The organism is Hungatella effluvii (genome assembly GCF_003201875.1).
Taxonomy (GTDB): domain Bacteria; phylum Bacillota; class Clostridia; order Lachnospirales; family Lachnospiraceae; genus Hungatella; species Hungatella effluvii.
This window is the reverse complement of record NZ_QJKD01000029.1, coordinates 1-13,811: the sequence shown is the minus strand read 5'-3', so window position 1 is coordinate 13,811 and position 13,811 is coordinate 1. Positions and strand designations below refer to the sequence as shown.

At 44.4% G+C, this 13,811-nt stretch carries 15 protein-coding genes; 12 read left to right on the top strand and 3 right to left on the bottom strand.

Annotated elements, in window-relative coordinates:
• Nucleotides 1-46: 46 nt before the first annotated feature.
• From DFR60_RS28960 to DFR60_RS28915, 10 genes are all read left to right on the top strand, one after another.
• Complete coding sequence (locus DFR60_RS28960; RefSeq protein ID WP_167437759.1) at nucleotides 47-1,003, top strand: carbohydrate ABC transporter permease; 957 nt, start codon at nucleotides 47-49, stop codon at nucleotides 1,001-1,003.
• Nucleotides 1,000-1,839, top strand: a complete 840-nt coding sequence (locus tag DFR60_RS28955; protein WP_110326613.1) for a carbohydrate ABC transporter permease — start codon at nucleotides 1,000-1,002, stop codon at nucleotides 1,837-1,839. The genes DFR60_RS28960 and DFR60_RS28955 overlap by 4 nt, the downstream gene beginning before the upstream one ends.
• A gap of 97 nt (nucleotides 1,840-1,936) precedes the next feature.
• Nucleotides 1,937-2,641 (top strand): FadR/GntR family transcriptional regulator, encoded by a 705-nt coding sequence (locus tag DFR60_RS28950; protein WP_167437758.1) that lies wholly within the window; start codon nucleotides 1,937-1,939, stop codon nucleotides 2,639-2,641.
• Between the two features lie 112 nt (nucleotides 2,642-2,753).
• Complete coding sequence (locus DFR60_RS28945; RefSeq protein WP_110326609.1) at nucleotides 2,754-3,590, top strand: transketolase; 837 nt, start codon at nucleotides 2,754-2,756, stop codon at nucleotides 3,588-3,590.
• The gene (locus tag DFR60_RS28940) at nucleotides 3,583-4,521 is read left to right on the top strand and encodes a transketolase family protein (protein ID WP_110326607.1); all 939 of its coding nucleotides are present in this window, start codon (nucleotides 3,583-3,585) and stop codon (nucleotides 4,519-4,521) included. The genes DFR60_RS28945 and DFR60_RS28940 overlap by 8 nt, the downstream gene beginning before the upstream one ends.
• A 49-nt stretch (nucleotides 4,522-4,570) precedes the next feature.
• Complete coding sequence (locus tag DFR60_RS28935) at nucleotides 4,571-5,089, top strand: D-lyxose/D-mannose family sugar isomerase (RefSeq protein WP_146218639.1); 519 nt, start codon at nucleotides 4,571-4,573, stop codon at nucleotides 5,087-5,089.
• Between the two features lie 13 nt (nucleotides 5,090-5,102).
• Nucleotides 5,103-6,380 carry a glycoside hydrolase family protein gene (locus tag DFR60_RS28930; RefSeq protein ID WP_110326603.1) on the top strand — a complete coding sequence of 426 codons (1,278 nt, stop codon included), beginning with the start codon at nucleotides 5,103-5,105 and terminating at the stop codon, nucleotides 6,378-6,380.
• Between the two features lie 32 nt (nucleotides 6,381-6,412).
• Entirely contained in the window at nucleotides 6,413-7,369 is a 957-nt protein-coding gene (locus tag DFR60_RS28925; protein ID WP_167437757.1) for a sugar phosphate isomerase/epimerase family protein, read from the top strand.
• Nucleotides 7,370-7,380: 11 nt separating this feature from the next.
• Nucleotides 7,381-8,109, top strand: a complete 729-nt coding sequence (locus DFR60_RS28920; protein WP_110326600.1) for an enoyl-CoA hydratase/isomerase family protein — start codon at nucleotides 7,381-7,383, stop codon at nucleotides 8,107-8,109.
• Complete coding sequence (locus DFR60_RS28915; protein ID WP_110326598.1) at nucleotides 8,106-9,062, top strand: D-2-hydroxyacid dehydrogenase; 957 nt, start codon at nucleotides 8,106-8,108, stop codon at nucleotides 9,060-9,062. The genes DFR60_RS28920 and DFR60_RS28915 overlap by 4 nt, the downstream gene beginning before the upstream one ends.
• Before the next feature lie 155 nt (nucleotides 9,063-9,217).
• Here DFR60_RS28915 and DFR60_RS28910 read toward each other — a convergent pair whose 3' ends face one another.
• Complete coding sequence (locus DFR60_RS28910) at nucleotides 9,218-10,876, bottom strand: sensor domain-containing diguanylate cyclase (protein ID WP_110326596.1); 1,659 nt, start codon at nucleotides 10,874-10,876, stop codon at nucleotides 9,218-9,220.
• Nucleotides 10,877-11,050: 174 nt separating this feature from the next.
• On the opposite strand from DFR60_RS28910, the gene DFR60_RS28905 reads away from it, so the two are divergent.
• Complete coding sequence (locus DFR60_RS28905) at nucleotides 11,051-11,794, top strand: ABC transporter ATP-binding protein (RefSeq protein ID WP_055653012.1); 744 nt, start codon at nucleotides 11,051-11,053, stop codon at nucleotides 11,792-11,794.
• A 1-nt stretch (nucleotide 11,795) separates the two neighbouring features.
• Nucleotides 11,796-12,722 (top strand): SufB/SufD family protein, encoded by a 927-nt coding sequence (locus DFR60_RS28900; RefSeq protein ID WP_110326594.1) that lies wholly within the window; start codon nucleotides 11,796-11,798, stop codon nucleotides 12,720-12,722.
• A 143-nt stretch (nucleotides 12,723-12,865) separates the two neighbouring features.
• Here the strand turns inward: DFR60_RS28900 and DFR60_RS28895 are convergent, their stop codons facing one another.
• Both DFR60_RS28895 and DFR60_RS28890 read right to left on the bottom strand, forming a co-directional pair.
• The gene (locus tag DFR60_RS28895; RefSeq protein WP_110326592.1) at nucleotides 12,866-13,147 is read right to left on the bottom strand and encodes a type II toxin-antitoxin system YafQ family toxin; all 282 of its coding nucleotides are present in this window, start codon (nucleotides 13,145-13,147) and stop codon (nucleotides 12,866-12,868) included.
• Nucleotides 13,144-13,416 (bottom strand): type II toxin-antitoxin system RelB/DinJ family antitoxin, encoded by a 273-nt coding sequence (locus DFR60_RS28890; RefSeq protein WP_110326590.1) that lies wholly within the window; start codon nucleotides 13,414-13,416, stop codon nucleotides 13,144-13,146. The genes DFR60_RS28895 and DFR60_RS28890 overlap by 4 nt, the downstream gene beginning before the upstream one ends.
• Nucleotides 13,417-13,811 lie beyond the last annotated feature (395 nt).

The following is a 13,811-nucleotide window of genomic DNA, read 5'->3' as shown; positions in this document are numbered from 1 at the left end:
TACTGCTGGTGCGGTATCCCGTGAAATGTCGTTAGGAGGAAACGGTGTGAGATGGTCAAAGACTAAAAAAATACTGAGCTGGTACCTATTATTGTTAATTCCGCTGACAGGAACGGTAGTTTTTAACGTGTACCCATTGCTTCGTACGCTTGGAACAAGCCTTGAAAACATTAAAGGTACTTTTATCGGATTTACAAATTATAAAATACTGTTTGGAAATGACGAATTCAAGAAAGATGTAGTAAACACACTGTATATGGCAGTGCTCGGCGTTGGTTTCAATGTGCCTGTCGCATTTATTATTGCTAACATGCTTAATCATGTGCGAAGGGGAAAGAATGTTTTTAAGGTGATTTTCTTACTGCCAATGATCATGTCAATGGTGACAGTAGCCACATTATTTAAATATCTTCTAATGCCGAATGAATCAGGTATTATCAATTACTTATTAGGATTTTTAGGAATCAGTCCAAAGCTTTGGCTCAACGGTGCGGCTACGGCAAGGGAATCGCTTGTCGCTATGGCGATATGGAAAGGAATCGGTTACAATATTATACTGTTTTTTGCCGGTCTGCAAAGTGTATCAAGAGAACTTTACGAGGCATCAGAGATTGATGGGGCCAATGAATGGAATAAATGGATTTACATTACAATTCCATGTATTAAAAATACATTCGTTTTTGTGCTGATTACTTCCTCTATTTCCGCGCTCAAACGTTTTACAGAAGTATATGCGGTGAGTGGTGAAACAGGAAATCCAGCCGGAGCTCTTGGAACTATCATGCTTTTTATCTATAAAAATTCTTTTTCAACACTGAATTATAAAGATGAAGGGCAGGCCGCTGCAGCCTCCATCATGCTGTTTGTCATTATTCTTGGTGTAACCCTGATCAACTATCTGGTTACCAATGATAAAGAGGAAGGTTCCCCTCGCAGACGCTCGGCGAAATGTAACGACGGGACCGGGAAAAAGAGAAGAGGCAGAAGGAGGGCAGGCAGGTGAAAAAGAAATTAGGAATTGCAGATATTATTTATTATAGCGTACTTTCCATTATGGCGCTGGTCATTTTACTGCCATTCATATGGCTGGTCTCTACAAGTTTTGATTATTTCAAATCATATACTTTGCCATATCCACCCAGGATGCTGCCGAAAAAACTAAGTACATTTAATTACGAGATGGCTCTGACCAATGTGCCAATTGTAAGATATTTATTTAATACCGTCATTATTGCTGTTTTAGATGTCATATTTAATGTGTTTATTGCCACTCTTACGGGCTTTTGTATTTCAAAAGGGAAATTCCCAGGTAAAAACTTAATTATGATATTTATACTGTCTAATATGATGGTGCCGTTTGAGACTAAGCTGATGCCCATGTATCAGATCATCAAAAAATTAGGGTTTTCTAATCAGTTTATGGGGGTCATTCTTCCGGGAGTTATGACCAATGCCATGTTTATGTTCTTTGTTAAAAAATTCTGTGATGATCTTCCGGATGATTTATATGAGGCGGGAGTAATTGACGGAGCCAGTAAGTTCAGAATATATGCGCAGCTGTTTCTGCCGCTGATGCAGCCCATTATCGCAACTATTGTTATTCTTGATGTGGTCAATGTATGGAATGACTTATTGTGGCCGATGATCGTGCTAAATAAGAGTCAGAACTATACCATCCAGATTGGACTGGTATTGTATAATGCAAGCGCCAATGGCCAGGTTCATGCCGGTATTGCCCTGGCGCTGTCGATTTTAAGTGTAATCCCTCTGGCAATTGTTTTTATATTCGTACAAAAGTATATTGTACAGAGCATTGCTTTTTCCGGACTGAAACAGTAAATATGTAAAAAAGATCCAAATAGTTCAGTTTGTTGCCCCTATTTGCATGAAATTGTGTTATATTAAAAATAAGTTGATGAAGAGGATGGTACCATTTATGGCGGAATACGATAAAAGAAAGTTAAAACCAATCGGGCAGAAAACAATTGTGGATCAGATTATCAACACAATCATCGACTCTATTATTAAGGGGAACTACAAAGCTGGTACAAAACTGCCCAGTGAATACGAGCTGATAGAAGAAATGCAGGTGAGCCGGAATTCACTCAGAGAGGCTATGAAAATACTGTCTACCATGGGAATTGTGGAAATTAAACGGGGAGATGGAACCTATGTGTGTTCTCAGGTCAATCCTTCCGTATTTGACAGAGTGGTCTACAGTATGATTTACGATGTCAGCACAAGTACTGAGCTTTTGGAATTGAGACAGATTCTGGATGAAGCAACAGTTCAATTGGCAGTACAGAAGATAACCTATTCTGAGATGGAAAAACTTCAGGAGAATATAGATCAGATGAAGGCTGCGATTCAGGCCCAGGATATTGAGCGAATGCAAAAATATGATATGGAATTTCATATGACGCTGATAGAAAGCTGTAAAAATGTTTTTTTTATCAGAATTATGAAAGGGGTCTATAGTATATTTGAAAATTCCATTGGTGAAAATGTCCGTACTGAGAAAATCGACTCCCTGGCGGCAGTCTATCACCAGAGGATTTTAAACTGTATTAAAGATAAGAATTACGATGATATTCATGCGGCAGTAGAAGATTCTCTTAAAACATGGAGAAACAGGGTCTAGTGTATCATTAAGTTACATACTGAGAACAGGGTTGCCTGTTCTCGATAAAAAATAGGTAGGACGTTCTACTAATTTGTTTTGACTATTGATAATATGCAGACAGGTAAAAGAGATGAGAGAAGAGAAAACGGATTATTTACAAAAAAAAGCAAATGAAATAAGAAAGACGGCACTTGCCATGATTTATCATGCGCAATCCGGCCATCCGGGCGGTTCCATGTCCGCGGCAGACATTGTCACAGCACTCTATTTTGAGGTGATGAATGTAGACCCTGAAAACCCTAGCTGGGAGAATCGGGATCGGTTTGTCCTTTCGAAAGGGCACGTCTGCCCGGTTCTATACTCGGCATTAATTTTAAAGGGCTATATTGGACAGGAGGAAATCTATCAATTAAGGAAGCAGGGATCAATACTGCAGGGACATCCGGATATGAAAAAATGTCCGGGAATTGATATCTCTACCGGTTCTCTGGGACAGGGAATATCCTGCGCCGTTGGTATGGCTCTCGCTGCTAAACGAGACGGTAAAAGTTATATGACCTATGTACTGCTTGGTGATGGAGAATGTGATGAGGGGCAGGTCTGGGAGGCGGCGCAGGCAGCCAATAAATATCACCTGGATAACCTTGTAGTATTTGTGGACAATAACAGGCTTCAAAATGATGGATTTGTGGCTGATATTATGCCTTCCATGGATCTAAGAGTAAAATTTGAGGCATTTGGATTCGAAGCTATCAGGATAAATGGCCATGACATGTCTGAAATTCTGACAGGCACCAGGTCAATGCTTGACAGCAAAAATGGAAAACCCAAATGCATCGTATGCGATACCGTGAAGGGAAAAGGTGTGTCATTTATGGAAAATGTTGCATCCTGGCATGGTACGGCGCCGGATACGAATCAGTATAAACAGGCAATGAAAGAGCTGGGAGGTGGTTTTTGTGAGTAAAAGGGCTACCAGAGAGGCGTTAGGGGATGAGGTTTTAAGCCTTGGAGGAGAGTGCGATAAGATCTATGTGATTGACTGTGATGTATCAAAATCCTGCAAGACACAGGCATTTGCAGCGGCATTTCCGGATCGTCATGTCAATGCAGGGATTTCAGAACAGAATGCGGTCGGTATGGCAGCTGGTTTGTCAACTACGGGGAAAATTCCTATGGTGGTTACCTATGCTGTGTTCGGAAGTATGAGAGCTCTGGAGCAGATTCGACAGGAAATCTGTTATCCCGAACTCAATGTAAAAATACTCTGTTCCCACGGCGGTCTGACACCTGCTAACGATGGCGCTTCTCATCAGTGTGTAGAGGATATGGGGATTCTCCGTACCATACCAGGAATGACTGTTATTATGCCTGCCGATTACCATTCTGCGAGACGTCTTATTCGCGCGGCTGCAGATTATAAAGGCGCAGTATATTTAAGATTTACCCGAGATGCGGTAGACGATATATATGGGGAAGAAGAGACATTTGAGATAGGCAAAGCAAAATGTCTGAAAACTGGAAAAGATATTACTGTGTTTGCAAATGGAGACACTGTCTCTATTGCCATGAAGGCCGTCAAGGCTCTGGAAGAAGAAGGAATCAGCGCCGGCTTATACGATATGCATACAATAAAACCACTGGATGCCGAGACTGTAAGGCGGGCAGTCCGGGAAACCGGGAGAATTATAACTGTAGAAGATCATAATATTATCAATGGCCTTGGATCTGCAGTCTGTGAGGTCGCAGCTGAAATGGGAAGAGGCAAGGTAAAACGAATTGGGGTCAGGGACCATTTCGGAGAATCTGCACCATATGAGGAGCTGCTTAGAAAGAACGGAATAACGTGGGAGATGATTTGCAGTGAGGCGCGTTGTATGATGGGACGGGGAGTGTGAAATGATTACAGAATCCAGTATGCGGCAGGCAAAAAGAAGAGCAGGAGATATGATTAGAAAAGCCGGAATCAGGTGCTCAGATCAGGAACTGGACCGTATGGATGTGGCTGATTTTGGCCTGTCCAATCTGTTTGTAGAGGGGGCAGAAATTTTGCCGCTTGCAGAAACGGAAAAGGTGGCCTGCAGAATTATCGCACTGTTTCCAGGTCAGACAGAACCGGAGCACTGGCATGAGGAAAGTAAAGAAATTGGGAAGTCTGGCTTGATACCGGGAAAAGAAGAAACGCTTCGGGTTATAACAGGAACGCTTCGGGTTTTCATAGAAGGCGAGCCAAACACCAGCGAATCTGTAATTCCGGAGGGAAAAGAGGCGTATTATACATGCAGACATCAGATTCTGCTGGAGCCATGCGAAAATCTGACTCTTTATCCGGGGATGAAACACTGGTTTCAGGCGGAAGAGGAAGGCTGTGTCTTTTATACCATATCTACAACTGCTAAAGACGGCAGCGACCCATTTACCGATCCGTCAGTAGTGAGAAAAACGCAGATAATACGTGAAAAATAAGTTTGGAGGACATATGAGAAAGACAAATTATAAAATCCTGGACGGCGATTTCTACATTAATGGAATTAAAACATATACAGATATTGAGGGAAGCGATGAGAAGATTCATGGGCTTCTGTTTAATACAAGATTTATCCAGGGAATCTTTGATGATGTAAACCCTGAAAATTCGGGAAAATATGATCGGTTTGGCATTAAATTTAATGCTGAAGAGAATACAGAAAGAATGATAGCGGCTTTGAAGGACTGGTATGAGGCCGGAGTCAGGGCAATCACAATCGGTCTGCAGGGAGGAGGTCCTATTTATACATACGATGACTGGAGCGTCATAGATACAGGCAGTTTTTCCAGAGATGGAAAACAGCTGAATGAAGCATATAAAAACAGGCTGTTAAAAGTGCTGCAGGCTTGTGATGAACTAGGGATGCTGGTGATTGTCAGCTTTTTGTATCAGGCTCAGGAGCATCTGTTCCATGATGGTACGGCGATTATGGAAGCAGTGCGCACGGCCAGCGAATTTTTAAGGGATTCCGGATATGAGAATGTTATCATAGAGGTTGCAAACGAACATGATGTGGGAAATTTCAATAAGCATCCGATGATTAGCAGCGGAGAGGGAATCGCCAGCCTGATTAAGCTTGCAAGGGAGTGGTCCGGCAATAAATTTGCAGTAGGATCCAGTGGAGGAGGCGGAATCTGCAAACAGGAAGTGATTGAGAACAGTGATGTGATACTGATTCATGGTAATGGGCTGCGAAGGCAGGAGATGTATGATTTTATCATGAGTGTTCATGAAAAGGCACCGGATAAGCCGATCGTATGTAATGAAGATTCACAGATGTTTGGTCAGCTTAAGGTTTCCTGTGCAACACATACTTCCTGGGGATACTACAATGATTTTACAAAGCAGGAACCGCCTTCTGACTGGGGAATTACTCCAGGAGAGGATGCATTTTTCGCCAGAAGGCTGAAAAATATGATTTCAGGTGTAAAGATGGGTGAAAATGAATTTTATCTGCAGGGATTCGAAAAAGATTACCATATTGAGGGAAAGAGGTATGTGAGACTTTCCAGCCTTTATCCGGAACAGATTGATTATGTGGAGTTTTACCAGGACGATAAGCTGTTGTACACTTCCTTTGCGGAGCCATTTATGCTTTATTCATTAACAACATGGAACCAGAATCCATATGTGATACCGGAAGAGGCCTGTGAGTTTACAGCACGGATTTATCTGCACGATGGAAATGTGAGACAGAAGACAGTAAAACTTACAGATTTACGCGAATAAATATGTCGGCTAAACTGAGTAAGGAGAAAAAAATGAAGAGAAAGTATTCGATTATTACAGGGTTTATGGGGACGGTTAAAGACAGATTTATTGATTATCAGCCTGCCCGATCTATGGAAGAAATGGTAAAGATGGCATCAAAAGTGAAAGGCTGTTCAGGATTAGAGGTTGTATATCCACAAAACTTTACCAATGCTGCAGAACTCAAAAAAATGCTTGATGCTTATGGACTGGGAGTTTCTACCGTAAACTTAAACGTTAAGGGGGACGAGATCTGGCGCTACGGTTCCTTTTCCCATCCGGAAGCCTCTGTGCGGAGAAAAGCGGTGGATGCCATGAAAGAAGCCATGGACCGAGCGGCACAGCTGGAATGCCCTATTGTAACCTGTGCCCTTTTAAACGACGGTGTTGATTATCCTTTTGAAATTAATTATATGGACGCATTCTCCCATGCCATTGAGGGAATCAGAGAAGCGGCAGAATACAGAAAGGATGTAAAAATCAGTCTGGAATATAAACAGTCTGAACCAAGAGTACACTGCCTGCTTAATAATGCCGGGAAGATGGCATATTTTGCTCAAATGACGGAACAGGAGAATGTAGGTGTGACACTGGATTTTGGCCATGCGCTTCAGGCACTGGAGGTTCCGGCTGACTCCGCCAGTTTTCTGGGGCAGACTGGGAAATTATTCTATGTCCATGTCAATGATAACTTCCGCAACTGGGACTGGGATATGGTTCCTGGTACAGTTAATCTTTGGGACTATATTGAATTCGCTCTGGCCTTAAAACAGGTGGGTTATGAAGGCTGGATTACAGCCGATGTCTTCCCTCAGCGTCACGACCCCATAAGGATAATGGAGAAAACATTTGAGTGGATGGATTATATTTTCGATGTGGCAGAAAAAATTGACGAGGATAAATTAAGACAGATGCAGAAAGAACTGGATACTTTTGAAATAATGGATTATATTCGGTCGCTTCTGTAGGGGGAGTTCCAATGGATTGTCAATATGTAAAACTTGAAAAAAAGGGCGCCATAAGAAGTATAACCTATCATTCTGATAAAAAGCAGAATCTTCTGACCATTCCGGGAATGCAGGAGATTCTGTGGGCAATTGAAGAATGCAGAAATGATGAAAACTGCAGAGCTCTTCTTTTTACCGGCTGGGGTGATTACTTTTGCATGGGCGGATACCTTGGGGATTATAAAAATCAGGGGGCGGAGGAGATTATTCAATTTGCTGATATGCTTACAGAGCTTCATAAGCAGATGAGCCGTTTCCCAAAGCCTACGGTAGCAGCAGTAAATGGACATACTGGGGGAGGGGGCTTAAGTTTTTTGGAAACCTTTGATATGGCAGTATCTGTTCCCTGGGCTGAATTTTCGCTTCCTGAACGGCAGAACGGTCTTGCCCCCATGATCTCTCTGATTGGCGTGCAGAATTCTTTAAGCAGAAAAATCTGCATGGAGCTGGCCGGATTGGGAACGGTAATTCACGCGGAACGGGCAATGGAAGCGGGAATTATTAACCGGATAGCAGCAAAGGATGTCATGGAGGAAGCGACAGATTATGCCATGCGTCTATCTGACTGCAATGTCAGGGCGTTTGGTGTGTGCAAACAGTTTTATGTGGCAGCTTCGGGAATGTCGTATGAACAACAGCTGGAAACAGGGAAACAGTATCTGGTAACGATGTTAAAGAGTAAGGAGAGGAAGCAGACGTGAAAATTGTTGTTTTAGATGGATATACGGAAAATCCTGGTGATTTGAGTTGGAAAGGGCTGGAGGATCTGGGAGACTTGATGGTTTACGACAGGACTCCGGAAGAACTGTGTGCCGAAAGAATTGGAGATGCGGAAGCTGTATTCAGTAATAAAACAGTCATTTCGAAAGAAATTATGGAACAGTGCCCAACCCTTAAATACATTGGAGTATTGGCTACAGGCTATAACGTAATTGATGTTTCCGAGGCCGCTAAAAGAGGAATAACGGTTACAAATGTTCCGTCTTATGGGACAAATGCTGTAGCACAGTATACAATGGCTCTTTTGCTTGAACTGTGCCATCATGTGGGAGATCACTCGGACTGTGTAAAAAAGGGCGCGTGGACTTCCTGTGAAGACTGGTGTTTTTGGAATTATCCGCAGATGGAGCTTGCAGGTAAGACTATGGGAATTATCGGATTTGGAAAAATAGGACAGGCTGTGGCTGGGCTGGCGCTGGCATTCGGAATGCGTGTGGTTTTCTATGACGCTTTTCCTTTTAGCCTGGAAAGCCTGCAAAATGGATGCAGGCAGGTCGCTTTAGATGATTTATTCAGCCAGGCGGATATTATCTCGCTTCACTGTCCCCTTTTTGAGTCCACAAAAGGCATGATTAACCGGGAAAACATCGCAAAAATGAAGGATGGAGTTATGATATTAAATGACTCCAGAGGGCCGCTGATTGCCGAAGAAGACTTGCGTGATGCATTAATAGCCGGCAAGGTATCAGCCGCTGCGGTGGATGTGGTTTCCACAGAACCGATTAAGGCAGATAATCCGCTGCTGACAGCGCCTAATATAATTATTACTCCGCATATTGCGTGGGCCTCTAAGCAGTCCAGGCAGAGGCTTATGGATATTGCGGTCAATAACTTAAAAGCATATCTGGAAGGAAAGGTGTGTAACCAGGTGTAATACTGGGCTATTTTGACCTCGTGCAGACATCCAAAAGGGCGATGCGGGCTGTGGCCGCAGAAAAAATAAAGCTGTTCGGCTCACAGGGAAAAGCACCGGCCCTTTCGGAGCCAGGCACCCCGCCGTAAAAAACGGGGGAATAATCAGAGGAGGCATCAATCCATATCCTCCGACATGCTCATACCCGGTTCATACACAGCGTACTGGTTGCGCCCGTGCAGCTTGGCATGGTACAGGGCGATATCGGCCTTCTCATAGAGTGCTTCAAAGGTAGTCCCATCCTCGGGGAAGGCCGCGGTGCCGATGCTGCCGGATATATGTGCTTCCGGCTCCAGGGCGCTGCCAATCAGGCTGCAGAGATTCTCCAGGCGGGCATATAAGTCCATGGAGTAGGAGACGTCCTTCAACAGTATGATGAACTCGTCCCCGCCCATGCGTCCGAAGACATCATCACGGCGGAGCGCTGATTTTAAGCGCGCGGCCGCGGTGCGGAGGGCCTTGTCTCCAAACTGGTGGCCGTACCGGTCATTGATCTGTTTAAAACGGTCGATATCCAGCATGATCAGAATGTGGTGGTCCTGGCTGTTTTTCAGAAAATGGCGGATGGCGCGGACCGAGGTGCCGCGGTTTAACAGGCCCGTTAAGGAATCCTGCTTCGACATTTCCTGGAGCGTCAAGGCCTCTTTCTTCTCTTCGTCGATGTCCTTAATCAGGATAAATGCCTTGATGGTGTCGGTATACGGATCGGGAACGATCTGAATCAACCCCAGGCACCAGTAGGCGGTGCCGTCGGGACGGAGTCTTCTGTGTTCCGTCTGAAGGGAGCGGTTGCCGTGGTAGTAGTGGTAGAGCAGCTGGTTGCGGTTAAACACCTTTAAGTAGTTTTCGCGGTCCTCTTCATATATGAAGTGTTCCGCGATGTAATTGATGATGTCCGAGAAGGTGTTCCGGGCGTATTCCGGAAGGGTGGAGGTGAGCTCGCCCAGGATTTCCTCAAACAGATCGTATTTCAGATTGTATTCGTAATAGCCGATACAGTCTTTTTTTTGTTCATTCATGTACTCCATCCATTTTTGGTAGGCAAGTTCTTTTTCATACTGCCCGGTAATATCCTGATAGGAGATAATACTTCTTAACGGTTCCCGGTTCTGTCCGTATATGAGAGAGTAGCAGGCAGAAAACCAGTGGTATTCCCCACTTTTCATTTTCATGCGGATGATCGATTTTCCTTCGGGGACTCCATTTTCCATGGAATCGTAAAAGTCCAGAAATTCCTGGACGCTCTCTCGGTGGATAATACCGTTGTCGATGATAAAATCAGGGGTTGGCGGGAATGAAATGGGACCGGGAAATGAAAATGCTGAATCGGGTGGCTGACAGAGAGTTTTCGACGGAACGTCGTAAATGCTGATGTTGCATCCGGAGTGCCGGCTGGCGAGGCGGTACTGCTCCTCACGGATGAGTAATTCTTCCTGACGTTTCTTTCTGTCACTTATGTCGATGATGATACCGTAGAGAACCTCTTCTCCGCCTCCGGGGACGTAGTTTATGCGGATGAGGTACCAGCAGGAGTCTCCTCCCTCTGCCGGACTTCGGAATTCCAGTTCAAAACGCGCAGGTGAATTGCCTAAGTGTCCCAGGATTTCTTTCTCCAGTTCCGGATAATCCTGTGGTTCCACGATTTCTTCCAGGCGTTTTCCGGTTCCGTTCAGCTGCTTCAATTCATGGTTCGCATAGAGGACCGGAAAGCCGCTTTCGGCCTTCAGTTTTACAATGCCGCAGGGCATATTGTCGAGTATCATATCGGATTTCATATACATTTCTCCCTTAAGTGTGTTTTCTTATGAATGGTAAAACGGATATTGTTATAAGTGTATGAAGAGGAGGCGGGAAAAAGAACCGATATGAAAAAAAATATAGTAAAGATTGGAAAAATGGTGTATACTAGCATGTGCGGGTGTTTGAGTAAGAGATACAGGAGGAGACATATGCTTACATTAGAAAACCTATCTTTTGGCGTACAGGATGAGAAGAGCCAGAAAGAGATTATCAGGAATTTAAACCTGACCATAGAGAGCAATAAATTTGTCGTCGTCACAGGTCCCAACGGAGGCGGGAAATCGACTCTAGCGAAGCTGATTGCGGGAATTGAGAAGCCGACCGGAGGACGGATTTTACTGGACGGGGCAGATATTACAGAGAAGAACATTACGGAGCGCGCTCAGAGCGGAATCAGTTATGCATTCCAGCAGCCGGTCCGTTTTAAAGGGATTGAAGTATTTGATCTTCTGCGCCTTGCATCGGGAAAAGAGCTTAATATTACGGATGCATGTCAGTATTTATCCGAAGTGGGCTTATGTGCCAAGGATTATATCAAGCGCGAGGTGAATGACAGTTTATCGGGCGGCGAACTGAAGCGGATCGAGATTGCTACCGTGCTGGCGCGCGGAACGAAGCTGTCTATTTTCGATGAACCGGAGGCCGGAATCGATTTATGGAGCTTCCAGAACCTGATCGCAGTATTCGAGCGCATGCGCCAAAACATCAAAAATGGTTCGATTTTAATCATTTCTCATCAGGAGAGGATTCTGGATATTGCGGACGAGATCGTGGTGATCGCAAACGGTCAGATCAGCATGCAGGGCCCGAAGGATGACATCCTTCCTCATCTTCTGGGGACAGCTTCCGCAGTGGATGCCTGTACGAAGTTTTACAACAAGGAGGAGGCATGATATGGCAAAGATAGATGAGATTCAGAAGCGGCTGTTAGAAGAAGTCGCTGATTTACATGACGTGCCGGAAGGCGCATATAATCTCCGCGCCAACGGCCAGACAGCGGGCCGGAACACGACGGCCAACATCGATATCACATCGAAGGACGACGGCACCGGCATCGATATTCATATTAAGCCGGGGACGAAGCATGAGAGTGTTCATATCCCGGTCGTGTTAAGCGAGAGCGGCTTGACCGAGGTAGTTTATAATGATTTTTATATCGGAGACGACGCAGACGTGGTGATCGTGGCGGGCTGCGGCATCAGCAACTGCGGGCAGCAGGATTCCCGGCACGACGGAATCCATCGTTTTTACCTGGGAAAGAATTCCAAAGTGAAATACGTGGAGAAACACTACGGTGAGGGCGACGGCAACGGCAAGAGAATCATGAACCCGGGCACGGAGGTGTATCTGGAGGAAAACAGCTACATGGAGATGGAGATGGTCCAGATCAAGGGCGTGGATTCCACAAACCGGAACACGAAGGCCGAGCTTTCAGCCGGCGCGAAGCTGGTTATCCAGGAGAGACTGATGACACACGGCGCTCAGGAGGCGGTGAGCGGATTTGTGGTGAATTTAAACGGGGATGATTCCAGCGCCAACGTCATTTCGCGTGCGGTGGCAAGAGATGATTCGAGACAGACCTTCTTAGCGGAGATCAACGGCAACTCAAGATGCGCCGGCCATTCCGAATGTGACGCCATCATCATGGACCATGCCAACATCAGTGCGATTCCGAAGATCACAGCCAACAACACAGATGCAGCCCTGATCCACGAGGCGGCCATCGGCAAAATAGCGGGAGACCAGATTATCAAGCTGATGACGCTGGGACTCAGCGAGGCAGAAGCGGAAGCGCAGATTGTGAATGGGTTTTTGAAGTAGGGAGCCGGAAACGGATAGAAAAGTCAGGGTAAATCCCTTCATGGCCTGCTGTTTCAATTAATAAAAATTTTTACCCCCTCGGATTCGAGGGGGTAAAAATTTGGATCATACAGTCTGTATACTCTTGATTAATCTTAGGATTATTACATATCAAATAAATCTGCATGGGTTCCTGTATCAACCAATGTCAAGGTAAGAATATCGTTTTCCAATAAATAAATCAACAGCCAATCAGGTTGAATATGACATTCCCTGAAATTCTTTAACTCTCCCTTTAACTCATGATCTCGATTCTTTTCTTCCAAAGGTATTCCATGAAGCAGTTTTTCAACGATAGAATCAAGTAAAGCAATATTGAGTCCCCGTTTTTTTGCTTGTTTCAATCCTTTTTTGAACTTCCCTGTCAATACTAAATGATAGGTCATAAATCCATGTCCTCTAAAGCTTCTGAAAAACTACTATACTTTTTTGTATTCGGGTCTTTACTAATGCGCTTTGCTTCTGCCATCGCCTCTAATACTTCCGGTTTATATTTTGGCAATTCTACATTAAAGGGGAGTCCTCCCCGCAAAACACACTGTTTTAAAAAAATATTCATTGCGCCGGACAGATCCATTCCAAGTTGTCCAAATAACTCCACTGCCTGTTTCTTTAACTCTTCTTCAATTCTGATTTGTGTTGGTATAGTTGCCATGTTATCACACTCCTTTAAAGGAATTATATGACAAATGCTTTACATTGTCAACTGTTTGTATGAACCGGATTCTTACGATAAAGATAAACCGGCCGGCCCGATTCCGTCTTCCTCTGCACTTCGCCCTGAATCAAAGGAAGCGCATAATCGATGAATGCCTGTGTCACATCGGTGCCGCGGGGATTCATCCATTCGGGCGTTTGACACATCAATCAATCTAAAAGTGCTGCAAAGCCTTATTGTAGGCTTATTTTTTTGTCAACTTTTTAGTTTTATTATATAGTAATATTTAGTGATATATGCTATAATGGTGTTGAGGTGATTATTTATGCGGGTTACTACATCCAGATCAAAAAACTCAGAATCCTTTTACATTACCAAATCCTATACGAATG